Origin of the sequence: Actinoplanes sp. L3-i22 (genome assembly GCF_019704555.1) — a bacterium.
Lineage (GTDB): Bacteria > Actinomycetota > Actinomycetes > Mycobacteriales > Micromonosporaceae > Actinoplanes.
On record NZ_AP024745.1, the window covers coordinates 6072323 to 6098524 of the forward strand.

Genomic DNA, 26202 nt, shown 5'->3' on the forward strand with positions numbered 1-26202 from the left:
TCAAAGCTTCTGGGTCGTCGGCGAAGCCGTCCTTTGTTCTTGAGATCCGGTGCGGCTTGCCGCACTACCTCTAAGGCATCCTAGGATGCTAGTCAAGCGGTCATCGCCCCCAGTCCAGCTGAGCCTCCGGCACCCCCACCGACCGCCCGTAGGCCACCGCCTCGCCCCGCCCGGCCTCGTCGCCCACCTCATACCGGAAGATCCGCCCGGCGTAGACCACCACATGCTCGGCACCGGCGCGGAAATCCGCATACCACCCGCCGTCCGGCGAGAGCGCCGCACTCAACGCCGCCGCCAACTCCTCCGACCGCTGCGCGGGCGCGGCGACGTCCAGCAGCGTCCACACCGCCGGCTGCCCCGGCCCCGGCGCGCTCACCCCGACCCGCGACACCCGCGCCAGCTCCAGACCCGGCACCGCCAGCGCGGCCCCGGCCCGCAGACTCTCGGCAACGATCCGTCCCCTGACCATGCCGCCGATCCTGCCACCGGGGTACGACAAAAACCGCTCAGCCCCGGGGCCGCACCCGGGACATGTCCGGAGGACGCGTCGTGTCGACGTACCTCGGCATCTCCATCTCCCCGGCCCGCAGCGGCGCGAGAGCCGCGTCGATCCCCTCCATGATCAGCCGCGTCGCGCGCATCGCCTGCGCCCCGGGCGTCCCCGACACCGTGGAGATGTCCACCGGCACCCCGAACCCGACCGTCACCACCGGCCGCCGCACCAGGGCCCGCAGCAGCGCCCGCCCGATGTTCTTCGGCGCCTCGTACGGCAGCACCGCGTGCGCACCCCACTGCGCCACCGGCAGCACCGGCGCACCGGTCAGCTGCGCCATCCGCGCCACCCCGGTCTTGCCGCGCTCCGGCCACATCCACGGGTCCAGCCCGATCCGCCCCTCCGGGTAGACCAGCACCATCGCCCCGTCCTTGAGCGCCTGCGCGGCCGCCGGCAACGCGTCCGCCACCTGCGCCGACCCGCGATCCACCCGGATGTGCTCGCAGGCCCGCATCGCCGCACCGACCACCGGCGTGTCGAACACCCCGCCGGTGATCATGATCCGCGGCGCGATCCCCGCCTTGTGACACGCGGCCACCATGACCAGCGGATCGAACGGGCTGACATGGTTCGTGGCCAGGATCACCGGCCCGCCGAGCAGCTCGGCCGGCACCGCCCCGACCACCCGCAACCGGCACAACGGGAAGATCACCACACGGGAGAGGGCGAGCAGAAACCGCCACAGCAGCGGCGGTCGCCAGGTAGTCGACGTTTCCATAGGCGGGCCATGATGACACGCCTGCGCACCGGTATCTATCGGCCGGTCAGCGCATCCAGGTCACGCTCCGCGAACAACCGGTGCTCCCACTCCTCGGTGATGATCGCCCCGACGCACCGCCGCACCGGATAACTCGCCGTCGGCGGATACCCCGGCGCCTCGACCGGCACCGTCGACCCCTCCAGATCAAAATCTTCGAGCAATTTGCGTACGACGTCAGCCCGCTCCCGCCGCACCGCCACGATCTCGTCCAACGACGGCCGCGCCGCCCGATCCCACGGCACCACCGCGGTCATCTCCGCCGGCATCTCGTCGTGCGGCAGACCCAGCGGCGACCACGGCGCCGGCTGCCCCAGCACCGCCCGCAACACCCACGAATCCGTCGCGAACACCAGATGCCGCAACGTCTCGATGAACGACCACTCCCCGTCCACCCGCTCGTGCAGCAACTCCGGCGGCAACTTGCGCGCCTTCTCCACCGTCTCGGCCCACAGCCGCTCCAGGATCGCGTACGCCTCCCGGAACCCCGCCGCATCCGTCGGCGACATCTTCACCCGCTCCGGATACCGCCGGTTCAACTCCGCCTCGACCAGCGGCGCCACCTCCACCCCGTTGATCCGCAGCCCGTCGATCACCCCGTCGATATCCGCATTCACCAGGTACGCACCCCGGAAATGCGCCCCCTCGAAATAGACATTGCGGAACCACACACCGTTGAAGTCCTCGTTGATGAACTCGGTCACTTCGCCCTCCTCGCGACGGTGCTACCGTTTCACACGGCACCACATCGTGGCTGCCCCGGACGAGTTGCGCGTCGTACCCGGCCTGACAAGACGACCGCCTTCCCAAGAGGTGAGTCCGTCATGGCATGGATCGTTCTCGTCATCTCCGGCCTGCTGGAAACCGCATGGGCCATCGCCCTCGACCGCAGCGCCGGCTTCACCAGACCCCTGCCCACCGCCGTCTTCGGCGTCGCCCTCGTGCTCAGCATGCTCGGCCTGGGCTACTCGCTGCGCACCATCCCGGTCGGCACCGGCTACGCCGTCTGGGTCGGCATCGGCGCCGTCGGCACCGCCGTCGCCGGCATGACCGTCCTCGGCGAGAGCGCCTCCCTCCCGAAAATCCTCTGCCTACTGCTCGTGGTCGCCGGTGTGATCGGATTGAAGTACGCCCACTGACCCGCGTCCCCCGGGGAGGCCCCCGTGCACATCGCCGCCGTCATCGTGTACGCCCTGCTCGCGGCCCTCGGAGCCGCCGCCCTCGGCCACGGCGTCGACGCCCTCGCCGTCCCGACGATCCTGGCCGGCGTCGCCGGCGCCACGGTCGCCCTCGCCACCCACCTCAACCGCGGAACCCGCCCGGTCCGCACCGGCGCCCTGACCATCGCCGCCATCCTGGTAGCCGCCGGCATCGCCCTGGCCCCCGCCAACACCGACCGCCCCTTCGTCATCATCGTCGACGTGGTGATCGCCGCCCTCCTGACCGCCTTCACCCTCCTCGCCACCACCAACCGTCAACAGCCCTGACCCCACCTCCGCAAACCACCAAGGGCCGCCCTGACCCCCGCTTCCGCCTCGCCCGGGTCCGGGCCGCCCCCGCCAGCCCACCTCGTCCCAGGCAGCTGTCCGGTCACGGTCCGCTCGGATCCCGCTCAACCCGTGCCTCGGTACGCCGGAAGCCCCTGCGCCCCGCCGTGACCACCCGCGAGGTGGTTGCCCGCCCGGTCCGGGCGATCGCCGCCGGCCCGACCGGTACCGCGAGCTGCGTCGCAGTCCCGGTCACTGCTCCGCGGGTTGTCCACACCAGCGCTCTGTCCACAGGCCACGCCCGTGATCTTGAGAATTCGCGGGACAATGACAGATGGGCCGTCCCCCTTGGGTGGGTGGGTTGTGTGGTGGGGCGAGGGGCACTAGGCAGACGTCCACTGCACGAACGACTACCTGCCCCCTCCGCAGCCCGCGGCGTGGCAACCCACAACCCCCCAACCCACTGCGCGCGGCGCGCGCCGCGCGGCGAGGCGCCCCGTAGCCCGCGGCAGGCGGCAGGCGGCGGGGCGGCGCGGCAGGCGGCGGGGCGGCGCGGCAGGCGGCGGGGCGGCGCGGCAGGCGGCGGCGGCGCGGGACGCCGCGGCGAGGCGGCCGCCCGTGGCACGCAGGACACGGCCCGCCGCCCAATCCCCGCGGCACGGCGGCCCCGCGGCACGGCCGGAGTCAGGTGCAGGGCGGCCGCGGGGCGCGTTGACCTTGCCGAGGGCGGCCCCTCGGGGCTGCCGGCCAAGGCTGCCGGCCAAGGCTGCCGGCCAAGGCTGCCGGCGGAGTCGGGTGCGGGGTGGAGGTGCCTGCGGACGGCCGGCAGGGTGCGGGGTGGAGGTGCCTGCGGACGGCCGGCTGGGTGCGGGCTATGCGGCGAGGTGGGCCATGATGCGGGTGGCGACGCTCTCGATCGCCTCCCTGGTCAGTTTCGGCAGCACGACCAGGGCGCTCTCGACGAAGTAGCCGCGCCCGCGCACGTCCCCCTCCACGGTCTCCGCCAGCCGGGTCGCGTCGTAGAAGGTGACCGAGCGGCTCTGCCCGTCGTGCCGGAGCGTCACCTCGAGCCAGCCCTTCTGGTCGATGAGGAACCAGTCGTACTCGTCCAGCGGACCGGGATAGATCACATCCATCACGCCAGTGTGCTCCGGGGCGGGGACACCGGTCACTCCCGGAAAGCTGTCACCGCGTACGCAAATCTGGTTTGTCGGCGAAGCCGTCCTTTTGTTCTCGGGTGCGGCTTGCCGCACTACCCCTAAGGCATCCTAGGATTCTAGGAAACGACGGTACGTGGCAGGGGCTTCTCGAAGGTCAGCTGGTTGTAGGGCGAGTCGCTGTAGTTCGGGATCTCCATGTAGCCGGTGCGGCGGTACAGGTCGATCGCCTCGACCAGGGCGCGGTGGGTGCCCAGGCGCATGGTGGTGATGCCGTGCGCGGCGGCGTCGGCCTCCAGGGTGGTCAGCAGGCGGCGGCCCAGGCCGAGGCCGCGGGCGTCCGGGGCGATCCACAGGTGGCGCAGCTCGGCGACGCCCGGGGACAGCCGGGTCCACAGGCCGCAGCCGGTCGCCTGACCGTCCTCCCGGGCCAGCAGCATCGTCCCGGTCACGTCGGCGGGGGCGGTGAGCGCGCCGGTGTCGTACCCCTCGGGGAATCTCTCCCGCAGCTCGGCGGCGTAGCGCAGCAGGCACGCCCGGGCCTCGGCCGTCGCCGGGTCGGCCGGGGTGATCGTGGTGGCGGCCAGGCGCAGCATCCGGTGGACCGTGGTCTGGGCCCGGACCAGCTCGGCCCGCTGGCCGGTGGTGAGCGCGCCGAGGGAGTCGACGATCGCGCGGCGGGAGCGCTCGTCGAGCTCGGCGCGCTCCCGGTGACCGAGGTCGGTCAGCTCGGCGACCCGGGCCCGCCGGTCCGTCGGGTGCGGCCGGACCTCGACCAGGCCGTCCGTCTGCAGCGCGCGCAGCAGCCGGGTCAGGTAGCCGGCGTCGAGGCCGAGGCGTTCGCGCAGGTCACGCAGGTCGGCGCGGGACCCGATCTCGTAGAGCAGCCGGGCCGGGCCGAGCGCGCGACCCTGCCCGAGGTAGCGGTCGGTGAGCAGGCCCAGGTGCTGGGTGTAGTACCGGTTGAAGGCACGCACCCGCTCGATCTGTTCGGCATCCACGACCCGACGGTACTTGACTCGGGTCAAAGAAAGCGGATCGGGGGTTGAACCCGACGTCGGGTGAGGTCCTAGCGTTCACGACGTACCTCGGAAAGGGGTTGGTCCGGATGGGGGAAGCCCAGCGTGAGTGGCGCGTCGGGGAGCTGGCACGGGCGACGCGCGTGACGGTTCGGGCGCTGCACCACTACGACCGGCTCGGTCTGCTCGTGCCGTCGGCCCGGACGCCGGGCGGGCACCGCTGCTACACCGGGGACGACGTGCGCAGACTGCACGTCATCCGGGCGTTGCGCGGGTTCGGGCTGAGCCTGTCGGAGATCCGCGACACGCTCGGCGCGGCCGTCGGTGACCCGGTCGGGTTGCTGCGGCGGCAGCTCGCCGAGACCGAGGAGCGGATCCGGCGCGGGATGAGCCTGCGGGGCCGGCTGCTCGGGGTACTCGGCGCACTCGAAGCCATGGACGAGCCGTCGACGTCCGAATTCGTTCAGTTGATCGAGGAGATGAACACGATGTCCCAGCCACTGAGTCCGGAGCAGATCGCCGAGATGCAGCGCCGACGCCAGGAGTTCGCGGCGTCGCTGAGCCCGGCGGAGCTGACCGAGATGAGCCGCCGGCGCACCGAGGCGATGGCCGCCCTGACGCCGGAGCAGCGGGAGGCCATGCGGGCGGAACGCGCCCGCTGGATGCCCGCGCCCGAGTGAATTGTTCCGTCTTGCGGTAGATATTGCCCCGTGACACGATGACCTGCATGCAGTTGCGGCACGACAAGGACGACTGTGTCAGCGGCAGCGCGCTCGCCGAGCGGGGGTGGACGGTGGCGGCCATCCGCCGCTTCCTCGGCGAGCCGGACCGGACCGTGCCGCACCCGGTGCTCCGATCCGCCGGTCCGACGCGACTGTTCAGCCTGGCCCGGGTGATCGCGGCCGAGCAGAGCGAGCAGTGGCGGCGCTGGCGGGCCCGGGCCGTGCAGCGCACCGCCCGCGGGAAGGCGCTCGCGGACGCCGGGCGGGCCGCGCTGCTGGCCGAGATCGCGGCCCTCGACATCCGGGTGCCGGTCCTGCCGGCCGCCGCGCTGGCCGAGGCCGCGATCGCGCACCGCGACCGGCTCGAGGCGGAGCCGGTCGCGGTGGGCGAGGTCGACGAGGCGACGCTGCGCCGGTGGACGGTCGACTACCTGCGGCACCGGACGACCGTGCAGGACGCGACGCTGGACCGTCTCTACGCGCGGGTGGGGCGCGCGGAGGCGACGATCGCGATCCGGAACACGGTCTACGCGGTCATCGCCGCGACCTATCCGGACCTGGCCGACGAGGCTCGACGCCAGGTCGCCCGCCCCACCTGACGCCACCGGCCGCGCTCGATAGCCTCGTGGCGAAACTTCCCTCACGGCGGCAGGAGTGCCCATGGCCCGGCAGCGAGCCGGACAGCAGGCGGGACGTGCCCGGGTGCCCTACCGCGGGCCGGGTCGAACCGTGCGACCGGCGCTGGGGGTCGACGTCGGCGGGGTGATCGTCCGGCTCGCCGGGCGCGACGAGGACACCTCGTTCTTCGGCAGCCGGCCGCTGGAGACACCGGCGGTCGACGGGGTCGTCGAGGCGCTCGCCGGGCTGACCGGGCCGATCTTCGAGGGCCGGGTGCACATCGTGTCGAAGGCCGGGCCGAAAGTGGCCGCCAACACCCGGGACTGGCTGCACCACCACGACTTCTTCGCTCGGACCGGCATCTCCGCCGGGCACGTGCACTTCGTCCGGGAACGCCGGGACAAGGCGCCGGTGTGCGAGCGGCTCGGCATCACGCATTTCGTCGACGACCACCTGGACGTGCTCGCCCACCTGGAGTCGGTCGGCCATCGTCACCTGTTCCTCGGCGGCACCGACGAGCCGGCCGCTCCGGACGTCCCGCCGTGGGCGACCGTCACCCGGGACTGGGCCGAGCTGGCGAGGTTGCTGGCCGCACGATAGAGAACAGGCGTGCCGCGGTGGCGGCACGCCTGTTCCGGGAACGATCGTGACGGTCAGGCGATGTTGAGGATGACCTCGACGTTGCCGCGGGTCGCGTTCGAGTAGGGGCAGACCTGGTGGGCGGCCTCGAGGATCGCCTTCGCCTGCTCCTCCGGCAGGCCGGGCAGCTCGGCCTCGATGACCACGTTCAGGCCGAAGCCGCCCGAGGGCAGCTGGCCGATGCCGACGTCGACGGTGATCGCGGTGTCGGTGATGTCGACCTTCTGCATGCTGGCCACCCGCTTGAGGGCGCTGTGGAAACAGGCCGCGTAGCCCGCCGCGAACAGCTGCTCCGGGTTGGTCAGCGCGCCGCCCGGGCCGCCCATCTCCTTCGGGATCGCCAGGTCGAACTCGAGCACGCCGTCGCTGGAGCGGACGTGGCCGTTGCGGCCGTCACCGGTCGCGGTGGCCGAGGCGGTGTAGATCGCGGTCATGCGGGTGTCACCTTTCGTGGGAACTCTCTGCGGGGCGGTTCGCTCGAATGAGCAGTGACTGCAGTTGGGTCAGCTCGTCGACGGTCAGGTTGACCGAGCAGAGCAGGGCCTGGGTGAGGTCGCCGATCCGGTCGCGCAGCTGCTGACCGGTCCCGGTCAGGCTGACCAGGACGGTGCGCTCGTCGTCGGCGCCGCGGGCCCGGGTCAGGTGCCCCTGCGCCTCGAGGCGTTTCAGCAGCGGGGAGAGGGTGCCGCTGTCGAGCCGAAGGGTGCGACCCAGGTCACGGACGGTAGTTGGCCCGTCGTGCCAGAGAACCCTTAGAACCAGATATTGCGGGTACGTAAGACCGTGCGGGTCGAGCAGCGGACGGTAGAGCGAGGTCATCGCCCGGCTGGCCGCATAGAGCTGAAAGCAGATCATCTCGTCCAGCGCCGCACTCTCCCGCATGCCCAGAACAGTAGTACGCAATTAAGTTGTGCGCAACTGATTGCTGCCGCGGCCCGCTACCTTGTGTGATCATCGCGGGATGCCGGGCATCCGATTCGTGCAACTTCCCCCCGCCGCCCTGTCGGCCCTCGTCGAGGGCGATCTGGACACCGCGAGCCGGGTCGCGGGGACGCCGCTGAGTCAGTACCTGATCGACGAGAACTGGCTCTGGCGGATCCGCCTCGCGGACATCACCGCCGATCCGGACGCCGCCGAGTGGATCGCGCGCGCCGCGATCACCGACCCGGACGGGATCGTCGTCGGCCACGGCGGCTTCCACGGGCCGCCGGACGAGCACGGGGTCGTCGAGGTGGCCTACTCGGTCGACCCGGCCCACCGCCGGCAGGGATACGCCCGCGCGATGCTGCGCGTGATGCTCGACCGGGCCGACGCCGACCCGCGCGTGACCGCGGTCCGGGCCAGCATCCGCCCGGACAACGCCGGGTCCCGGGCGACGATCAAGGGCTTCGGCTTCCGCAAGGTCGGCGAGCAGTGGGACCCGGAGGACGGCCTCGAGGACGTCTACCTCCGCCCGACCAGGTAGCCGGGAGCGCGCGGCGCGGCCGGGCCCGGGGCGGGCAGCCACCCTGCGGGCGGTCACGGCGGGGCGCGGTGCTCCGGCCGTACCCAAGCAAGGGTTGAGCGGGACCGAAGCGGACCGCGACCGGACAGCGACCTGGAACGAGGCGGACCGGAAGGGGTCAGCGGTCCAGGTGGACGACCAGGGGGCGGTGGTCGGAGACCGGCGAATGCGGGGTGCGGACCTGGACCACCCGGCCCAGCGCCGCCTCCCCCCGCGGATCCGCCAGGACGTGATCGAGCTGGGTGCGCGGCGAGGGGCTCGGGAACGTCGCCGCCCGGGCCAGCGGCCGCCACCCGGTGAACGCCCGCACCGGCCCGCTCGGCATGTTCAGGTCGCCGAGCAGGATGCGCGGGGCCGGCAGCGCGCGCATCGCCCGGACCGCGTGGCGCAGCTGGCGGACGTTCCAGCCGGGCACGAACGACAGGTGGGTGGTGCCGACGCTGAGCAGCCCGCGCGGCGTCTCCAGGACCGCGGCGAGCAGCACCCGCGGCTCGTCCTTGAGCAGCAGCAGGCCGTCGCCGGTGAGCACCGGCGAGCGGATCGGCGCGCCGGGCAGCTGGGTGATCTGCCAGCGCCGCACCGGGAAGCGGCTGACCAGGGCGATCCCGTACTGCGGGTGGGCGATGTCGGCGTCGGCGTGCCACGGCTGCCAGGTCTGGCCGGGCGTGCCGACCACCGCGGCGGCGAACCGGTGCGCGGGCGCGTCGAGGGCCCGCGCGCACAACACGGTCAGGTCGAGGCCGCCGGAGCGGGGCTGCGCCCGGTCGACCTCCTGCAGACCCAGCACGTCGGCGTCGAGGTCGGCGACCGCCGCGGCGACCCGGTCGGCGTGTACCGTGCCGTCAGACAGTGATCTGCCGTGTAGCAGGTTGAACGTGGCCAGGCGCACAGGCTGACCCTAGTCAATGGAGAAGATGCGTGTTCACCAAGGCTCTGTGTTGCTCAGTGCTCGTCTTCATAGCCGTCGCGATGTTCGGCATGTGGCTGCAGCGGGTGCGCGGCCGTAAGTGATCGTCACGCTCCTGGTGGCGGCCGCCGCGGCCGGATGGGTCGACGCGGTCGTCGGCGGAGGCGGTCTCCTGCTGCTGCCCGCCCTGCTGCTGGCCGCCCCGCAGCTGCCGCTGCCGACCGCGCTGGGCACGAACAAGCTCGCCGCGATCTGCGGGACCAGCACCGCCGCGTACACGTACGCGCGCCGCACCAAGATCGACTGGGGGGTGGCCGGGCCGTCCGCCGCGCTGGCGCTGCTCTGCGCGGGCTGCGGGGCGCTGCTGGCCGGGTCGATCCCGGCCGGCGCGTACCGGCCGGTCGTGCTCGCCGTGCTGATCGCCGTGGCGGTCTTCGTGACCGTGCGGCCGGCGATGGGTCTGGCCGAGCACATGGAGAAGCGCACCGCGCTGCGCCGGGGCCTGGCCGTCGCGGTCGCCGGCGGGGTGATCGCCCTGTACGACGGGCTGATCGGCCCCGGCACCGGCACGTTCCTGGTGCTCGCGTTCACCACGATCGTCGGCGCCGACTTCGTGCACGGCTCGGCGATGGCCAAGCTGGTCAACACCGGCACCAACCTGGGCGCGCTGATCGTCTTCGCGGCGACCGGGCACGTGCACTGGTGGCTCGGCGCGGGCATGGCGGTCTGCAACATCGCCGGCGCGGTCGTCGGCGCCCGGATGGCGCTGCGCAAGGGCTCCGGCTTCGTCCGGATCGTGCTGCTGGTCGTGGTGCTCGCCCTGATCGTCAAGCTCGGCGTCGATCAGATAAGAATGGCCTGATGAGCGACGAAGCGCAGAATCTGATCGCCGAGATCGAAGAGCAGGAGCGCCGCCTGGTCTTCGCGACCTTCGACGAGGCGGACGCGTGGGCGCTGGGCTGCCTGCTCGTCAACCTGGCCACCCAGCGCGGGCTCCCGGTCGCGGTCGACATCCGCCGCGGCGAGCAGCAACTCTTCCACGCCGGGCTGCCCGGCTCCACCGCCGACAACGACGCCTGGATCGCCCGCAAGGTCCGGGTGGTGAACCGGTTCGCCGCCTCGTCGTACCTGATCGGCCGCCAGCTGGCCGCCAAGGGCCGGGAGCTGGACGCGGCGATGGGCGTCGACCCGGCGCTGTTCGCGGCGCACGGCGGCGCGTTCCCGATCCGGATCACGGGCGTCGGGGTGGTCGGCGTGGTGACCGTTTCCGGTCTGCCGCAGGCGGAGGACCACGCCCTGGTCGTCGAGGCGATCGAGACGTTCCTGGAGGACTGAGTCTGCTGTCGGCAGATCTTCTTGGGCCGGGCCGACGCCGTCGGGCAGGCTCGGCCCATGCGGATTCTGATCCTCGGGGGCAGCGGTTTCGTCGGCCGCACCCTCGCCTCCACGGCTGTCGCGGCCGGTCACGACGTGACGGTGTTCAACCGCGGCCGGCGCGATCCGGTGCCCGGGGTCGAGGTGCTGCTCGGCGACCGGCTCGCCGAGGGCGGGCTCGCCGCGCTCGGCACCGGCACCTGGGACGCGGTCGTCGACACCTGGTCCGCCGAGGCCGCGGCGGTGGGCACGGCGGCGGCCTCGCTCGCGGGACGAGCAGGACATTGGACGTACGTCTCCAGCCGTTCCGTCTACCGCTATCCCGCCCCCCGGCACGCGGCCGAGGACGCCCCGCTCGCCGACCTCGACGACCCGGGTTACGCCGGCGACAAGCTGCGCGGCGAGCGGGCCGCCGCGGCGTTCGGCGGGCCGGTCCTGCTGGCCCGGGCCGGGCTGATCCTCGGCCCGCACGAGGACGTCGGCCGGCTGCCCTGGTGGCTGCACCGCCTGCACCGCGGCGGCCCGACCCTCGCGCCCGGGCCGCGGGAGCTGCCGTTGCAGTACATCGACGCCCGCGACCTCGCCGGGTTCATCCTCGCCAACATCGGGACGGCCGGGGCGTTCAACCTGGTCAGCCCGTCCGGGCACACCACCATGGGCGAGCTGCTGGAGACGGCGGCCGCGGTCACCGGCGGCCGGGCCGAGCTGCGCTGGACCGAGCCGTCGGTGCTCCTCGACGCCGGCCTCGCGCCCTGGACCGACCTGCCGATCTGGCTGCCGCCGGGCGAGCTGCACGACTTCCTGCACCAGGGCGACGTGCGCCGGGCCCTGGCCGCCGGGCTGCGCTGCCGGCCGGTCGCCGAGACGGTGACCGACACCTGGGCCTGGCTGTCCGGCCTGCCCGAGGCCGCGCCGCAGCGCGCCGACCGCCCGTCGGTCGGCCTCGACCCGGCGATCGAGGCGAAGCTGCTCAACGGGTGACCCGCACGATCCGGGCCGGGCCGGTCGCCACGTCCGCCCGGGGCACCTCGGCCAGCTGCCGATACGTCCGGTCGAGGGCGTCCCGGACACCCGCCAGCCAGCCCTCGTCACCCACGTCGGGCCGAGGACCGGGCGGTTCCGCGGCGGACCCGCTCATCAGGCGGGCCGCCATCCGGTTGAGCAGCGCCTGCCGATAGGCCCCGAGCACCGCCGCGGCCAGCGCGTCCACCCCGGGCAGCCGCTCGCGCCACCGCGGGCTGATCTCCACCGCGGCCACGCCGCCGTCCGGAGCCACCCGGACCAGCACGACCCCGTCGTCGTCCACCCCGGCCTGCATCGCCCCGGGTCGCAGATCCGGTCCGGCCATCGGTCTCCCCCCGTCACGGTTTCTCTGGCTAACCCCGTGACGGGGACTTCCGCCGGGCGGCGGGCGGGAGGACGCGGCCCGCGCCAATTCGACCGGGGCCGATGAACCGGGCGGGCCGGGCGAGCGTTTACAGCGATCGCGCGGCGTGCCGTCCGGCGGCTCGCCCGCTGAAGATGCAGCCGCCGAGGAACGTGCCCTCCAGGGCGTTGTACCCGTGGACGCCGCCGCCGCCGAACCCGGCGACCTCCCCGGCCGCGTACAGCCCGGGCAGCGCTTCCCCGTCCACCCCGAGAGCCCGCGAGTCCAGGTCGGTCTGGATCCCGCCGAGGGACTTGCGGGTCAGGATGTGCAGCTTCACCCCGATCAGCGGCCCGGCGGCCGGGTCGAGCAGGCGGTGCGGCGACGATGTACGCCCGACCCGGTCGCCGATGTAGCGCCGCGAGTTGTAGATCCCCTGGATCTGCCCGTCCTTGGTGACCTTGTTGGCCAGCTGCCGGTCCCGGGCCTCGATCTGCCCGCGCACGTGCGTCACGTCCAGCAGCGGCGTGTCGGTCAGCTTGTTCATCCCGGCGACCAGCTCCTCCAGGGTCGCGGCGACCACGAAGTCCGCGCCGTGCTGCTTGAACGCCTCGACCGGCCCGGGCGCGCCCTTGCCGAGCAGCCGGTCGCGCAGGAACGCCTTGCGGTCCTTCGCGGTCAGGTCCGGGTTCTGTTCCGAGCCGGACAGCGCGAACTCCTTCTCGATCATCTTCTGGGTGAGGATGAACCAGGAGTGGTCATGCTCGGCCAGGTCCGGCGTCGTGCGCAGGTACCGGAGCGTGCCGAGCGTGTCGTAGCTGGGGTAGTACGGCTGCGGCAGGCGCCGGCCGAGCGCGTCGAACCACATCGGCGAGGGCGCGGAGAGGATCCGGATGCCGTGCGACGGCCAGATCGGGTCCCAGTTGCGGATGCCCTCGGTGTAGTGCCACATCCGGTCCCGGTTGACCAGCCGCGCGCCGGCGTCCTCGGCGATCCCGAGCATCCGGCCGTCCACGTAGGCCGGCACCCCGGTGATCATCGACTTCGGGGCGGTGCCGAGCCGCTCCGGCCAGTACCGCCGGACCAGGTCGTGGTTCGCCCCGATGCCGCCCGTGGTGACGATCACCGCCTGCGCCCGTACCTCAAATTCTTGAAGCTCTTCCCGGTTTGTCGGAAAGCCACGTGCGGCATCGTCATCTTTCAAGAGCTTTCCGCGTACGCCGACAACCGCGCCCCCCTCGACGACCAGCTCGTCGACCCGGTGCCGGTGCCGGAACTCCAGCAGCCCGGCCTCGGCAGCCTTGAGCGCGGACGCCGCGAACGGCTCGACCACGCCGGTCCCGGTCCCCCAGGTGATGTGGAAGCGCGGCACCGAGTTGCCGTGCCCGCCGGCGCGCAGGTCACCGCGTTCGGCCCAGCCGGCGAACGGCAGCCAGCTCAGCCCGAGCCCGGCCAGCCAGGAGCGCTTCTCCCCGGCGGCGAACTCGACGTACGCCCGCGCCCACTTCACCGCCCACGAGTCCTCGTCGCCGAGCCGGTCGAAGCCGGCCGACCCGCGCCAGTCGCTCCACGCCAGGTCGACGCTGTCGCTGATCCGGGCCCGGCGCTGCTCGGGGCTGTCGACGAAGAACAGGCCACCGAACGACCACCACGCCTGCCCGCCGAGGTTCGCGGCGTTCTCCTGGTCGAGCAGCGCCACCTTCTTCCCGGCGGTGGTGAGCTCGTGCGCCGCGACCAGTCCGGCCAGTCCGGCGCCGACGACGATGACGTCCGCGTCCACGACAACCCCCTCAAGGTGATCCACGCCACGTGGCGATACCGGAATCTATCCGATACATGAAATTGGCTCGCAACACGCCGAGGAGGCATTGTGTCCTCGCTCGCCTCCCAAAACCCCGCACGGACACTACGGCGAATCACGGTGACAATGGTGTGGTGCCGCACCAGATCCCCACCGCCGACCCGGCGCAGACCCGCGCCGAGCTCGAAAATCTCCGCCCTGACCTGGTCGAACGCTACGACGCGGCACTCCCCGGCGCCCGCGCGGCGATCCTGCGCCGGCTGCAGATCGCGATCGGACGTGAGCCTCTTCCGGGAGCCGTCTACGCCGACATGGACCCGATCGAGCTGGCCGCGAAACTCTGGCCCGGGACCGCGTTCGTCGCCGAGGTCGCCAACAGCGTCGCCAACCTGGCCCTCGCCCACGCGAACCGGATCCCCCGGACCCTCCCGGCGCCCGGCGACCCGGACGGCCTCGGCAGGATCGAGCAGCTGGAGACCGACGGGCACCCGCTGCACCCCGGCTGCCGCACCCGGGCCGGGATGACCGTCGCCGACGTGCTCGCCTACGCGCCCGAGCACCGCCCGGTGATCCGGCTGCGCCGCCTGCGGGTCCCGGCCGAGCGCTGGCACGGCACCGCCCAGCCGGTCCTCTACGCCCACCCGTGGCAGGCCGCCCGGCTGCTGCGGGAGTTCCCGTGGCTCACCGACGCCGGCCCGACCCGGCCGATGCGGCCGCTGATGTCGCTGCGCACGGTCGCCCCGGTCAGCGGCGGGCCGCACCTCAAGACCGCGGTCGACGTGCAGATGACCTCGGCGGTGCGGACCGTCTCGCCGGCCGCGGTGCACAACGGGCCGATCCTGTCCGCGTTCCTCACCAGGATCACCGCCGACCTGCCGATCGACATCCTGGCCGAGACCGAGGCCGGCGCGGTGCTCACCGACGACGGGCCGGACCGGCGCCTCGCCCACCTGGTGCGCCGTGCGCCGCGGCTCGGGCCGGGCGAGACCGCCCTCCCGCTCGGCGTGTTCACCAGCACCTTCCTGGACCTGGTCGACGATCCGTACCGATGGCTCGACGAGCTCACCGCGATCCTGTTCGCGCCGCTGACCACCGTGCTCGGCCGCGGCGTCGCGCTGGAGGCGCACGGGCAGAACACCCTGGTCGTGCTCCGCGACCGGCGCCCGGTCCGGATCCTCTACCGCGACCTCGGCGGCGTCCGCGTCGACCGCGCGCTCGGCCTGGACCTGCACGGCGACCTGCTCACCGACGACCCGGCGGTGCTGCGCACCAAGCTCGCGGCGGCCGCGCTCGGCACGGTCGCCAGCCAGCTCGTGGACGCGTTCGCCGACCGGCACGGCGCGGAACCGGACCGGCTGTGGGCGATCGTCGCGGCCGGGCTGCGCGGCGCCCCGGAGCTGCTGACCGAACCACTTCCGGTCAAGGCGACCACGGCCATGCGGCTGGCCGCCGACCCGCTCGACGACATCTGGACCCAGCAGCCCAACCCGATGGCGGTGCATGCATGACCTCCAGCCTGACCACCGGACGCCTCGCCGCGGCCGCCGCGCACACCCAGGCCGCGCTCGCCGTGCACGCGCCGGACCTGGTCGCCGGCTTCCTCGGCAACCTGCCGGACGCGGCCGGGACGGTCGGCAGAAGACTCCGGGGCGCCCTCGCCCGCGAGGGCCTGACCAGCGACGACGAGAAGGACGCGACCCGGCACGCGTTCCACCGGATCGAGTTCGCCCGCTCCGGCGTCACCGATCCGGTGGAGCTGCTCGACCGGGCCGGGATCGACGCGCCCGGGTTCGCCGCGGAGATCCGCAACGCGGTGATCAACCTGGCGATCGCGCTGTCCCGGCCGGGCCCGAACCCCGGCGGGGACGCCGACGAGGCCGCGATCGCCGGGGAGCGGCTGGCCATTTCCGGTCACAACCTGCACCCCTGCGGGCGGACCCGGCTCGGCTGGGACACCTGTGACGTCCTCGAACACGACCTGGAGGCCGGCTCGACGCGGATCCGCTTCATCGCGGTTCGCGACACGGCGCATCTGGGCGATGACCTGAGCAGCTTATATCCGGACAAATCACCACATGGATATCGGGCGCAACCCGTCCACGCCTGGCAACACGCCCTCGTCCTCGACCGCTACCGCCACCTGTTCGCCGACGGCACGCTGCGGCAGCTCGACGGCCACCTCGACGCCATCCCCACCGCCGCCCTGCGCACCCTGCTGCTGCCACCGGACGCCGACGGCAGACGCCACTACCTCAAGGTCTCCCTGGACATCCAGGTCACCTCGACCCGGCGCAGCATCTCGGTCGCCAGCACCCGCAACGGCCCGGCCGTCTCCACCCTGCTGCACCGCCTGGCCGCCGACGAGCCCACCCTGCTGCTGATGGCCGAGACCGCCGGCGCCGCCGTCCCGGCCGGCTCCGGCCGCGACCTGTCGGCGATCGTGCGCGACGGCCTGACCGGGCGGCTCGCCCCCGGCGAGGAGGCGATCGCCGGCAGCGCGCTCCCCTACCGCCTGCCCGGGCTGATCCGCCGGCACGGCGGCGGACCCGCCGCCTGGCTGACCGACTACGCCCAGCTGCTGCTGCCCCCGCTGCTGCGCCTGGCCACGCACGGCGTCGCCCTCGAGGCCCACCTGCAGAACTGCCTGCCGACCTTCGTCGACGGCCGCCCGCACCGCCTCGCCCTGCGCGACTTCGCCGGCCTGCGCCTGCACCTGCCGCGCCTGGCCGCCGCCGGCCACCACGTCGACCTGTGGCCGGGCTCGGTCGTCGGCACCGACGACCCCGCGGTGATGCGCGCGAAGCTCGGCTACACCGCGTTCCAGGCCCACCTCGGCGAGCTCGTCCTGCACCTGGACCTGGACGAACGCGCCGCCTGGCGGATCGTCCGGGAGGTCGTCGACGAGACCTACCGCACGCTCGGCTCGGCCGACGCCCGCGCCGACCACGCCGCGTTCACCGCACCGACCGTGCCGCACAAGGCGCTGGTCCGGATGCGGCTGGCCGACCACGGCGACATCTACCTCCCGGTGGAGAACCCCCTGCATGGCTGAGCTGCCCGGGCACGTCGCCGCCGCGCTGCGCCGCCTGCCGGCGCCGGCCTGCGCCTACGTCTACGACACCGAGGCGCTGCGCACCCAGGCTGCCCGGCTGCGGGCCGCCCTCCCCCGGAAAACCACGCTTGTGTACGCCGTGAAGGCCAACGGCCACCCGAAGGTCGTCGAGACCCTCGCGGCCGCGTGCGACGGTCTCGAGGTCGCGTCCGGCGGCGAGCTCGACCTCGCCGTCCGGGCCGGCGCCCGCCGGATCGTCTTCGGCGGCCCGGCCAAGACCGACGCCGAGCTGGCCGCCGCGGTCCGGGCCGGCGCCCTGCTCAACGTCGAGAGCCGCTTCGAGGCCGAGCGGATCGCCGCCCTCGGCCTGACCGCCGACATCTGCCTGCGGGTCAACCGCGCCACCGTCGCGGTCACCGGCAGTCACGCGATGACCGGCACCCCCACCCCGTTCGGCATCGACGAGAACCAGCTCGGCCCGGTCCTCGCCACGCTTCCGAGCAGCCTGACCGTCATCGGCTTCCACCTGCACGCGGTCTCCAACAACCTCGACGGCCCGGCCCACGCCGATTTCCTGCGCGAGGCGATCTCCTGGTCCGTCAAGACCGCTTCGGCGTACGGCGTGCAGCTCCGCATCGTCAACGCCGGCGGCGGCCTCGGAGTCGACTACACGTCGCAGGCGTCCATCGACGTGACCGCACTGTCCCGGGTCACCGTGCCCGACGGCGTCGAGCTGATCCTGGAGCCGGGCCGCTACCTGGCCGCCGACGCGGGCTGGTACGCCGCCGAGGTCCTCGACCTGAAGACCACCCACGGCCGTACGTTCGCCGTCCTGCGCGGCGGCACCCACCACTTCCGGCTGCCCGCCGCGTGGGGCTACAGCCACCCGTTCACGATCCTGCCGATCGACGCCTGGGACCGCCCGTACTCCCGCCCGGAGGTCACCGACACCCCGGTCGACGCGGTCGGCGAGCTGTGCACCCCGCGCGACGTCCTCACCCGCGACCGGCACGTCAGCCGCCTGCGGGTCGGCGACCTGCTGGTCTTCCCCCGCACCGGCGCCTACGCCTGGGACATCTCGCACCACGACTTCCTGCGCCACCCGGCTCCGGACTTCATCGTCCTCTGACCGGAACGTCTCATCGGGGTGCGCCGATGTCCGTGGGTCTGCTATGACTATCCCGCCATATCGATAAATAGCAGTGTGCGAGGTCCGAACCGGACTCTCCGGGCGCTGCTGTCCACGGGGGATAACTTCATGCTCACGAATGTGTGGCGCCCATCGGCGCGCGCCGGAACGGGCTGGCGGCGCCGGGCGCTGGCCGCTGTCGCCGGCGGGCTGGCGGTCGCGATCCTGATGCCGCAGAGCGCGTACGCCGCGCCCGCGCGGGCCGTGCCGAAGGCGGCGCCGGCCGAGCTCAGCGTGCTGCAGATGCTGGAGCGGCTGGCCGGCCCGCCCGCCGCGGTGCCGGACACCGACGGGCCGATCGACGACGACACCCTGGACCGGATGCTCTGCCAGGACCTCGCCGACTACGACGAGGACCCCGAGGTCCGGGCCGCGGCCCAGGCCGCGCTCGACACCAACGACCCGGCGACGATCCGGGCCTTCCTCGACGACGGCCTGCCGGTCTACCGCAAGGCAGCCGCCGAGATCAAGAAGATCAAGGTCGTCGAGGACCGCGCGCTGGTCCAGAAGTGGGCCGACACCGGCACGCCGATCGTCCGGCAGAAGGCCGCCGCCGCGCTGGCCACCAACAACGCCACCAAGATCGCCGACTTCATCGCGATCGGCAAGGCCGCCGCCGACGCCGCCGACGCGCAGGACGTGCTCAACGCCGCCCAGCAGGCCCAGCTGATCCTGGGCCGGGTCACCCAGCTGGTCGCCGCCGGCGGCCCCCAGGTGCAGGCCCAGGGGCAGCTCGCGCTCGACAGCGAGGACCCGGCGGTGATCGCCGAGTTCTACAACCACGGGTACGCGATCGCCAGCCAGCAGGACGCCGACTCCCAGCAGCAGATCCAGGACGCGCTCGCCGCCCGCACCAAGGCCGTCGACGCGCTCACCGACCTGGCCGGCCGGGCCACCCGGGCGGCCACCGCCCAGCAGCAGATCATCGTGGCGAGCATCAGCGGGACCCAGTCGCTGACCGTCACCTCGAACTCGATGGCGCTGGTCAACAAGTACGCCAAGCAGGCCGACGCGATCTACGCGAGCGACCTGCCGATCCGCAAGGCCGGCGGCGCCACCCACACCGCCGACCTGACCAGACTGCGCACCGACGCCTGCGCGGAATACACCGTCACCGCCCGCAACGCCGACCAGGTCACCGCGCAGTCCGGGGTGGCCACCACGGCCGCCAAGGCGCTCACCGACACCGGCCTCACCCAGGGCATCGACTGGGCCCAGGTGCTGCAGGCCCAGGCCGACGCCGGCACCGCCGCCAAGCAGGCCGCCGAGACCGCGTGCCACGCCGCCGAGGCCACCGAGGCCGCCGCCAAGACCCTGGACGCCGACCACGCCGCCACCGTGGACGCCGCCAACGCGGTCAAGTACCGGCAGGCCGCCGAGCGCGAGCAGGCCGCGGCCGAGAAGCTCGCCGACCGCGCCCAGCAGCTGGCCGCCGCCGCCAAGGCCGCCGCCGCCGACGCGCACGAGCAGCGGATGCGGGCCGAGCTCGCCGCCGAGGACGCGTGGGACCGGGTCGCCGCCGCGCAGGACTACTACGAGACCGCGAAACAGCAGGCGGCCATCGCCCGCCAGGCGACCGCCGACGCGATCACCCACCAGAAGCAGGCGTACGACGCCGCGGTGCGCGCGATCGACCAGCAGAACGTCGCGGTCACCAAGCACGACGACGCCAAGAAGGCGTACGACCAGTCCCTGATCGCCGGGGACCACTTCGCCGAGGTCGGCAAGCGCACCAAGGACCTGATCGAGCGGGCCAAGAAGTCCGCCGACGGCGCGCACTCCAAGGAGCTGGAGGCCGAGGCGGCCGAGGCCCGCAAACTCGCCGCCGAGCTGGCCTGCAAGTACCCGGACAACCCGAGCGGCACCGGCTGCCCGGGCACCGCCGAGATGCAGCGGCTCGCCGCCGACGCGGCCCGGGCCTCGGCCGACGCGATCGCCGCCCGCTCGGCGGCCACCTCGGCCCAGGGCGACGCCACCGCCTCCTCGACGGCCGCCGACGCGGCCGCCGCCGACTACGGGCGGGCCTCGGCCGCCGCCGCGGCCGCCGCCAACGCCGCCCGCGGGGCCGCCAACGAGGCACGCAAGGCCCAGCAGGACGCCGCCGTCGCCGCCACCGCGGCCGGCAAGGCGATCGACGACGCGACCAAGGCCAACAACGACGCGCAGGCCGCGGTCGCCGCCGCCCGCGCCGCCATGCAGCACGCCGCGGCCGCCCGCGCCGACGCCGACCTGGTCCTGCGGGCCTACCAGGACGCCGTCCGGCAGGCCGCGATCGCCTCGTTCCAGACCCGGGTCGCCGGCCGCGCCGCGCTCGACGCCCGGATCGCCGCGGAGGGCATCGCCGACCCGGCGATCACCGCGATCGACGTCGCCAGCCTGTACGGGGAGACCGACAGCGACGCCGCGATGGCCATCGACCTGGCCAACTCGGCGATGGCGATCGGCGCCACCCAGAGCGTCGCGGCCCAGCAGCACGCCGACGACGCGGCCGCCGCGGCGGCCCACGCGGCCACCATGGTCACCCAGGCCGAGGCCCAGGTGAAACCGGCCTTCGTGGCCGCGCAGAAGGCCGCCGAGGCGGCCCAGCGGGCGATCGCGGCCAGCAAGGTCGCGGTCGACGCGGCCCAGGACGCCGCCAAGGACGCCCAACTCGCGGCCGACGCGGCCCAGTCGGCGCGCCGGGCCGAGGCCCAGGCCAGCTCGATCGCCCAGGCCGCCAACGGGCTGGCCCAGCAGGCCTCGCAGAACGCCGGGGTGGCCCGCCAGGCCAAGAACGGCGCCCGCGGCTACGCCGACCAGGCCCAGAAGGCCGCCGACAACGCGAACCTGCTGGCCGGCGACACCGAGACGATGAGCGGCACGATCACGTCGATCTCGAACAGCGTGTGGGGCATGGCCCGGGGCATGAGCGGGCTGGCCAAGGCGCTGATGGAGACCGCGTGGAAGGCCTACGACGTCGAGCAGCAGGCCGCCGAGACCGCGTGGATGCGGTGGCTCAAGGAGAAGAGCGACCAGGCGATCGACCACGTGATGCCGTGGGGCGCCGACATCGCCAAGGGCGCCCGCGACAGCGTGCTCGGCAGCGTCGAGGGCCTCTGGTACCTGAGCAACTGCACGATCGGCACGTTCGTCGGGACCGACCCGGCCAGTGACGAGTACACCGTGCCGTTCGTCAGCTTCCTGCCCACCTCGGACACCGCCTGCACCACGCTGCAGAAGGGTCTCACCGATCTGGTCAAGGATCCCAAGCAGCTCCTGCACTGGGACGAGTGGGGCAAGAACTGGCAGCACGCGCTCGGCATGACGATCGTCGACGTGGTCACGATCATCGGGACCGACGGGTTCGGGGCGATCTTCAAGGCGCTCGAGAAGGGCATCTCCAAGGACATCGCCAAGGCCGGGCTCAAGGACCTGCTGGCCGGGGCCGCCAAGTACGGCGGCGAGCTGCTCTCCAACGCGGTCACCAAGCTCGGCGCGATCAATGCGGCCCGGCTGCTCAGCCTGGCCGAGTCGCTGACCATCAAGCTGACGCTGAGCCCCGAGGAGATCGGGGCGATGGCGCGGGCCATCGTCGACAGCGGCCTGGACGCGGTCGAGCAGGCGTTCAAGAACCTGCGGAACACGCCGATCGTCAAGGTCCTCGAAGACCTGTACAAGGCGTGCGTCCGGGGCAACAGCTTCGACCCGGGGACCCGGGTGCTGCTCGGCGACCGCAGCAGCAAGCCGATCGCCGAGATCGTGGTCGGCGACCAGGTGCTGGCCACCGACCCGGTCACCGGCGTGACCAAACCGGAGCCGGTCACCGAACTGCACCGCAACGTGGACACCGCGCTCGCCGACGTCACCGTCGATTCCGGGGCGGTCCTGCACACCACGCAGGAGCACCCGTTCTGGAACGACACCGCGCGGGACTGGACCGGCGCGGCCGACCTGCGGCCGGGCGACCTGCTGCGCAGCACGGTGGCCGCCCCCAGCGTCGCCGGGGTCCGGTCGTTCACCGGCGACCAGGAGATGTTCAACCTCACGGTCGACGAGATCCACACGTACTACGTGCTCGCCGGCACCACGCCGGTGCTGGTGCACAACATCACCGCCGGCTGCTGGGCGGCGACCGACGAGGCGCTCGACGACCTGCTCGACGACATCTTCGACAAGTACGGCCCGATGGTGGGCGCGGGCGTGGAGTACATGATCAACCGCTACAACAGCGGCTCGTTCAGCCACGCGCTCAAGGGCATCGGAACCGATCCGATCGCGACCGCGCAGTACCTCGCGCTGATGGCGAAGCGGACCTTCACCTACTTCGACACCAAGGAAAAGAACTGGGTCTACTACGACGAGGGCAACGAGATCCTGATCGTCAAGACGTCCGGGAACATCCACGCCTTCAACAAACCGCTCGCCGAGTGGAAAGCCAACCTGGGCACCAGGTACATCGAGCCGTAGGGGATGATCCGGCACATGCGAACCGAATTCGTCGACGGCGAGTACGTCCTGCGCCTTTCCCGGCCGGAGATCGTGACGATCATCTCCGGTATGGCCGCCGCCGACGGTCTGGAACCGGACGACCTCGCGTTCGCCGAACGGGTCGGCGAGACCCGGCCGGACTACCGCGATTTCGTCAACCAGGTGGCCGACTTCTGCCGGTCGATCGAGATCTGAACAGCTGACGCACGGCGAGGGGAACGACATCCCTCGCCGTGCGTCGCTATTTCCGGTCGAAAGTGTCGACAGCGGTCCGGTAGACGGCCGGGACCTGCTCCGGGTTGATCAGGATGGTGAAGTCCGGGAGTGAGCCCGGCAGCGGATCGCCGTGCGCGTTCTGCATGCCCGGCTCGGCGGTCCAGTCGATCAGGAAGACGGCGACCTGCCAGCGGCCCGGCGGCAACGGAACGTGCAGATGCGGCCCGGCCCGCGCGCCGGCGTGCTCGATCCCGCTGAGAATCGCCCCGTCCACCGCGGCGAACAGGTAGTCCGCGGACGAGATGACGAGGAACTCCCGTTCCCGGGCGGTCAATGCCGCGGGCAGCGTTCGTGATCCGATCCGGACCAGGAAATGGAACGCCCCGTCGCTGTGAATGTTGACCGGCACGAACTCCCCGGCCCGGATGTGCCGCCCGATGTCCTCGTCCTCGAGCAGCTCCGCCTCCCACGTCCCGTAGTCGACGACGCCCCGGAAAGCGGGCGGCGACCACATCCCGAAAATGCCGGCGGCGGTCGTCACCGTATCCGAGAATTCCACACCTTCCTCTCTATCCGATCCCCCACCACCACACCGCCCGTTCCCCGAACCCCGGCGGACGGGGCGCGGCTACGGCCGTACCGAAGGATGGTTTTGGGTTTGTGCGGCTTGCCGCACTGCCTCTAGGGCGTCCTAGGAGGCTAGGCATCTGACCACGCCTTGCGGGGCGGCCCGGGGCAGCGGCGGACCGATAGATTGGCGGTCCGGAAATAGATCGACGCAAGGGAGCGCAGGATCTTGGGAACCGTCGCACTCGCCACTCTGGACGCCGGCGCGGATCTGGACGACCTCGAGCCGCTGCGCGCGCTCGTCGGCGACGCCCGGGTCGTCGGGATCGGCGAGTCGGCCCACAACGTCCGGGAGTATCAGCAGGTCAGACACCGTCTGGTGCGGTTCCTGGTGGAGCGGATGGGCTTCGGCACGGTCGCGCTGGAGTCCGGCTTCAGCGAGGGGCTCGCCGTCGACCGGTGGGTGCACGGCGGCGCCGGCGAGGTCGCGGAGGTCGCCACCGGCGGGCTGACCTACGGCTTCGGGCGCACCGCGGAAACTCAGCGACTGCTGACCTGGCTGCGCGAGCGCGGTGGGGAGGTCCGCTTCGCCGGGCTGGACCTGCCGGCCGATCTGGGTTCACTGCTGCCGCCGGTGGAGGGGGTGGCGCGCTACCTCGACGACCTCGACCCGGGGGCCGCCCAGATCATCGATCAGATTCGGACGTACGCGAAGGCCTGGTCCAGTCCGCACACGATGGCCGCGTTCGCCGCCTACCGCGAGACGCCGGCCGCCGACCGGGACGCGCAGACCGTCCTGCTGTCCGAATTGGCCGCCCGGCTGGACGCCCTGCGCCCGCTGTTCGCGCGGCGCGGCGGGGCCGCCGGGTTCGCCACCGCCCGGCACGAGCTGCGGCTCGCCGTCCTGCTCGACCAGATGCTGCGGGCCCAGGCCGCGGCCGTGAGCGGCTCCGGGATCCACGCCGCGGTGAACGTCCGGGACACCGCGATGGCGGAGACCGCGCGGCACCTGCTGGTTGCCGGGCAGCGGATGGTCATCTCCGCGGCGAACTCGCACCTGCAGCGGATTCCGATCAGCCTCGGCGGCACCTTCGAGGTGGCCGTGCTGGGCAGTCACCTGGTCGCCGAGCTCGGCGACGGATACCTGTCGATCGCGGTCACGGCGGTCGCCGGCCGGACGCCGACGCGGCGGCCCGCGCCGGGCACCGAGAGCGGCGTCGAGGTCCTCACGGTGGACCTGGCCGAGCCGGTGCCCGGCAGCGTCGAGGCGCTGCTCGCCGGGGACGGGCCCGGGACGCGGATCACCGACCTGCGGCCGCTGCGGGGCGCCGCCGACGGGCCGCAGCGGTTCCGCAACCTGGACGGCTATCTGGAGCTACCGGTGGCGGAGGCCTTCGACCTGGCCGTCGTGGTACCCGAGCTCGCCTGAGGCCCGTCGTGCCGGCGGTGGCCCCGACGACTCCGGATTCACTCGTCCGAGGACGAGGACGACGGCGACGGCGCCCCGGAGGCTGCGGCATCGGGGGCGTCGGAGGGCAGGTCGGCCGGGGTCAGCTCGTGGATCCGGGCCGCCCGCTCGATCTTCCGCTGCAACGACCGCAGGATCCGGATCGTCTCCTCGTCCCGGAACCCGGTGGTGCTCTGCCAGTCCCACCCCGACCCGAACACGTCGCTCGCGAACACGATCTCCGCGGAGATCAGCACCCGCCGCCAGTCCCGGCGGCCGAGCGGCTGTCCACCCCGGACCAGCGGCCGCAGGCGCACGACGTGCTCGAACAGATGCTCCACACTGCCGAAGTCCATGGCCACGGCGAGCGCCTCGGTGCACCGCGCCGGACCGCCCCACTCCGTCAGTCCCCGGGCGAGCACCTCGCGCTCGTCCTCGTCCAGTTCGATCGACACAAGCTCGTCAGCTGTCACGCCCGTGATGATGCCGGATCGGCCCGGCCGCGGCCCAGTGCTATTCCGCCCGTAGAGGAGTCCCCATGCGGATCCTGCACCTGTCGGACACCCACCTGACCCGCGAGCCGGGCCCGGCCCACGAGACGCTGCGGCAGCTGCTGCGGGACTGCGCCGACATCCCGGACGTCGACGTGGTCGTGGTGACCGGCGACGTCGCGGACGACGGTTCGCCGGAGGCCTACCGGGCGGCCCGGGAGATCATCGGCCGGCCGGCGATCTTCGCGGCCGGCAACCACGACGACCGGGCCGCGTTCGCCGCGGTCCTGGGCAGCGGGCACGAGAACCCGGTGAGCGAGCTGCGCTCGGCCGGCGGGGAGCGGGCGGCGGTCAGCGTGATCGGCGGCTACCGGATCATCACGCTGGACTCCGTGGTGCCGGGCCGGTCCTACGGGCGGATCAGCCGTACCCAATTGTCCTGGCTCGATGATGTTCTGATCGGACCGAGCGTGCTGGCCTTTCACCATCCGCCGGTCGCCGTCCCCGGGATGCTCGCGCAGGCCGCGATGGGCCTGCGCGACCCCGGGGAACTGGCGGAGACCATCGCCGGGCGCGAGGTCCGCCTCATGCTGTGCGGCCATTTCCATTCCCAGGCGTACGGCGTTCTCGCGAACACCCCCGTCTGGGTCACGCCCGGCGTCGCCAGCCGGGTCGACCTCACCGCTCCCCCGGACACGGTCCGCTACGTGACCGGCGCCTCGGCGAGCGTGATCGACGTGGACGGCCCGACCATCCACACGGTCCACGCCCGCGACCCGGAGGCGGGCCGGCTGATCGGCCAGGTCGGCCCGGAGCGCCTCGCCGAGGTCATCGCCACGCAGCAGACCTAGTGCGTTGACCACGAACGT

Annotated in this window: 28 protein-coding genes and 1 riboswitch; of the genes, 16 read left to right on the plus strand and 12 right to left on the minus strand. The window is 72.8% G+C overall.

What is annotated here, in order from left to right:
- Positions 1-100: 100 nt before the first annotated feature.
- The 3 genes from L3i22_RS27255 to L3i22_RS27265 are packed head-to-tail and all read right to left on the minus strand — an operon-like array spanning position 101 to position 2014.
- Complete coding sequence (locus L3i22_RS27255; protein ID WP_221320381.1) at positions 101-469, minus strand: hypothetical protein; 369 nt, start codon at positions 467-469, stop codon at positions 101-103.
- A gap of 37 nt (positions 470-506) precedes the next feature.
- Positions 507-1271 carry a 1-acyl-sn-glycerol-3-phosphate acyltransferase gene (locus tag L3i22_RS27260; protein ID WP_221320382.1) on the minus strand — a complete coding sequence of 255 codons (765 nt, stop codon included), beginning with the start codon at positions 1269-1271 and terminating at the stop codon, positions 507-509.
- 35 nt (positions 1272-1306) lie between these two features.
- The gene (locus tag L3i22_RS27265; protein ID WP_221320383.1) at positions 1307-2014 is read right to left on the minus strand and encodes a DinB family protein; all 708 of its coding nucleotides are present in this window, start codon (positions 2012-2014) and stop codon (positions 1307-1309) included.
- A gap of 33 nt (positions 2015-2047) precedes the next feature.
- A riboswitch (guanidine-III (ykkC-III) riboswitch) is annotated at positions 2048-2115 on the plus strand.
- A 19-nt stretch (positions 2116-2134) separates the two neighbouring features.
- Here L3i22_RS27265 and L3i22_RS27270 point away from each other — a divergent pair.
- Together L3i22_RS27270 and L3i22_RS27275 are read left to right on the plus strand one after the other, a co-directional pair.
- Entirely contained in the window at positions 2135-2449 is a 315-nt protein-coding gene (locus tag L3i22_RS27270; protein ID WP_221320384.1) for a multidrug efflux SMR transporter, read from the plus strand.
- 24 nt (positions 2450-2473) lie between these two features.
- Positions 2474-2797 carry a hypothetical protein gene (locus tag L3i22_RS27275; protein WP_221320385.1) on the plus strand — a complete coding sequence of 108 codons (324 nt, stop codon included), beginning with the start codon at positions 2474-2476 and terminating at the stop codon, positions 2795-2797.
- 872 nt (positions 2798-3669) lie between these two features.
- Here the strand turns inward: L3i22_RS27275 and L3i22_RS27280 are convergent.
- Entirely contained in the window at positions 3670-3933 is a 264-nt protein-coding gene (locus L3i22_RS27280) for a hypothetical protein (RefSeq protein ID WP_221320386.1), read from the minus strand.
- A 140-nt stretch (positions 3934-4073) separates the two neighbouring features.
- The gene (locus L3i22_RS27285; protein WP_221320387.1) at positions 4074-4955 is read right to left on the minus strand and encodes a MarR family winged helix-turn-helix transcriptional regulator; all 882 of its coding nucleotides are present in this window, start codon (positions 4953-4955) and stop codon (positions 4074-4076) included.
- A 107-nt stretch (positions 4956-5062) separates the two neighbouring features.
- Here L3i22_RS27285 and L3i22_RS27290 point away from each other — a divergent pair, with 107 nt between their 5' ends.
- The 3 genes from L3i22_RS27290 (at position 5063) to L3i22_RS27300 (ending at position 6913) form a co-directional block, all read left to right on the plus strand.
- Complete coding sequence (locus L3i22_RS27290; RefSeq protein WP_221320388.1) at positions 5063-5653, plus strand: MerR family transcriptional regulator; 591 nt, start codon at positions 5063-5065, stop codon at positions 5651-5653.
- 47 nt (positions 5654-5700) lie between these two features.
- A complete protein-coding gene (locus L3i22_RS27295) occupies positions 5701-6294 on the plus strand; it encodes a hypothetical protein (RefSeq protein WP_221320389.1) in 594 nt (197 codons plus the stop codon).
- Between the two features lie 61 nt (positions 6295-6355).
- Complete coding sequence (locus L3i22_RS27300; protein WP_221320390.1) at positions 6356-6913, plus strand: hypothetical protein; 558 nt, start codon at positions 6356-6358, stop codon at positions 6911-6913.
- 53 nt (positions 6914-6966) lie between these two features.
- On the opposite strand, the gene L3i22_RS27305 is transcribed toward L3i22_RS27300, so the two are convergent.
- Together L3i22_RS27305 and L3i22_RS27310 are read right to left on the minus strand one after the other, a co-directional pair.
- Entirely contained in the window at positions 6967-7386 is a 420-nt protein-coding gene (locus tag L3i22_RS27305) for an organic hydroperoxide resistance protein (protein ID WP_221320391.1), read from the minus strand.
- Between the two features lie 7 nt (positions 7387-7393).
- Positions 7394-7834, minus strand: coding sequence for a MarR family winged helix-turn-helix transcriptional regulator (locus L3i22_RS27310; RefSeq protein ID WP_221320392.1), 441 nt, complete (start codon positions 7832-7834; stop codon positions 7394-7396).
- A gap of 79 nt (positions 7835-7913) precedes the next feature.
- Here L3i22_RS27310 and L3i22_RS27315 point away from each other — a divergent pair, with 79 nt between their 5' ends.
- Entirely contained in the window at positions 7914-8417 is a 504-nt protein-coding gene (locus L3i22_RS27315) for a GNAT family N-acetyltransferase (protein ID WP_221320393.1), read from the plus strand.
- 157 nt (positions 8418-8574) lie between these two features.
- Here the strand turns inward: L3i22_RS27315 and L3i22_RS27320 are convergent, their stop codons facing one another.
- A complete protein-coding gene (locus tag L3i22_RS27320) occupies positions 8575-9345 on the minus strand; it encodes an endonuclease/exonuclease/phosphatase family protein (RefSeq protein ID WP_221320394.1) in 771 nt (256 codons plus the stop codon).
- Between the two features lie 118 nt (positions 9346-9463).
- Here L3i22_RS27320 and L3i22_RS27325 point away from each other — a divergent pair, with 118 nt between their 5' ends.
- From L3i22_RS27325 to L3i22_RS27335, 3 genes are read left to right on the plus strand one after another with little or no spacing between them, the layout of a single operon-like run.
- Entirely contained in the window at positions 9464-10225 is a 762-nt protein-coding gene (locus L3i22_RS27325; protein ID WP_221320395.1) for a TSUP family transporter, read from the plus strand.
- Positions 10225-10698 carry a heme-degrading domain-containing protein gene (locus tag L3i22_RS27330; protein WP_221320396.1) on the plus strand — a complete coding sequence of 158 codons (474 nt, stop codon included), beginning with the start codon at positions 10225-10227 and terminating at the stop codon, positions 10696-10698. The genes L3i22_RS27325 and L3i22_RS27330 overlap by 1 nt, the downstream gene beginning before the upstream one ends.
- A 57-nt stretch (positions 10699-10755) precedes the next feature.
- Positions 10756-11718: an NAD-dependent epimerase/dehydratase family protein gene (locus L3i22_RS27335; RefSeq protein WP_221320397.1), complete on the plus strand. Its 963-nt coding sequence runs from the start codon at positions 10756-10758 to the stop codon at positions 11716-11718.
- Here L3i22_RS27335 and L3i22_RS27340 read toward each other — a convergent pair.
- Together L3i22_RS27340 and L3i22_RS27345 are read right to left on the minus strand one after the other, a co-directional pair.
- Positions 11708-12085, minus strand: a complete 378-nt coding sequence (locus L3i22_RS27340) for a hypothetical protein (protein WP_221320398.1) — start codon at positions 12083-12085, stop codon at positions 11708-11710. The two genes, L3i22_RS27335 and L3i22_RS27340, sit on opposite strands and share 11 nt — an antisense overlap.
- Before the next feature lie 127 nt (positions 12086-12212).
- Positions 12213-13883: an FAD-binding dehydrogenase gene (locus tag L3i22_RS27345; protein ID WP_221330180.1), complete on the minus strand. Its 1671-nt coding sequence runs from the start codon at positions 13881-13883 to the stop codon at positions 12213-12215.
- Positions 13884-14038: 155 nt separating this feature from the next.
- Between L3i22_RS27345 and L3i22_RS27350 the strand changes: the two genes are divergently transcribed.
- The 5 genes from L3i22_RS27350 to L3i22_RS27370 all read left to right on the plus strand — a co-directional run bounded on the left by L3i22_RS27350 (position 14039) and on the right by L3i22_RS27370 (position 22807).
- Positions 14039-15412, plus strand: a complete 1374-nt coding sequence (locus tag L3i22_RS27350; RefSeq protein ID WP_255657167.1) for an IucA/IucC family protein — start codon at positions 14039-14041, stop codon at positions 15410-15412.
- The gene (locus L3i22_RS27355) at positions 15409-16956 is read left to right on the plus strand and encodes an IucA/IucC family siderophore biosynthesis protein (RefSeq protein WP_221320400.1); all 1548 of its coding nucleotides are present in this window, start codon (positions 15409-15411) and stop codon (positions 16954-16956) included. The genes L3i22_RS27350 and L3i22_RS27355 overlap by 4 nt, the downstream gene beginning before the upstream one ends.
- Positions 16949-18085, plus strand: a complete 1137-nt coding sequence (locus tag L3i22_RS27360; RefSeq protein ID WP_221320401.1) for an alanine racemase — start codon at positions 16949-16951, stop codon at positions 18083-18085. The genes L3i22_RS27355 and L3i22_RS27360 overlap by 8 nt, the downstream gene beginning before the upstream one ends.
- Before the next feature lie 129 nt (positions 18086-18214).
- On the plus strand, positions 18215-22591 hold the full coding sequence (locus L3i22_RS27365) for a Hint domain-containing protein (protein ID WP_221320402.1): 4377 nt from the start codon (positions 18215-18217) through the stop codon (positions 22589-22591).
- Positions 22592-22606: 15 nt separating this feature from the next.
- Positions 22607-22807 (plus strand): hypothetical protein, encoded by a 201-nt coding sequence (locus L3i22_RS27370; protein WP_221320403.1) that lies wholly within the window; start codon positions 22607-22609, stop codon positions 22805-22807.
- A 46-nt stretch (positions 22808-22853) separates the two neighbouring features.
- Here the strand turns inward: L3i22_RS27370 and L3i22_RS27375 are convergent, their stop codons facing one another.
- Positions 22854-23387: a hypothetical protein gene (locus L3i22_RS27375; protein ID WP_221320404.1), complete on the minus strand. Its 534-nt coding sequence runs from the start codon at positions 23385-23387 to the stop codon at positions 22854-22856.
- 237 nt (positions 23388-23624) lie between these two features.
- Between L3i22_RS27375 and L3i22_RS27380 the strand changes: the two genes are divergently transcribed.
- Positions 23625-24824: an erythromycin esterase family protein gene (locus L3i22_RS27380; RefSeq protein WP_221320405.1), complete on the plus strand. Its 1200-nt coding sequence runs from the start codon at positions 23625-23627 to the stop codon at positions 24822-24824.
- A gap of 38 nt (positions 24825-24862) precedes the next feature.
- Here the strand turns inward: L3i22_RS27380 and L3i22_RS27385 are convergent, their stop codons facing one another.
- Positions 24863-25315, minus strand: coding sequence for a hypothetical protein (locus tag L3i22_RS27385; RefSeq protein WP_221320406.1), 453 nt, complete (start codon positions 25313-25315; stop codon positions 24863-24865).
- 65 nt (positions 25316-25380) lie between these two features.
- On the opposite strand from L3i22_RS27385, the gene L3i22_RS27390 reads away from it, so the two are divergent.
- A complete protein-coding gene (locus L3i22_RS27390) occupies positions 25381-26184 on the plus strand; it encodes a metallophosphoesterase (RefSeq protein ID WP_221320407.1) in 804 nt (267 codons plus the stop codon).
- The last annotated feature ends 18 nt before the right edge of the window (positions 26185-26202 follow it).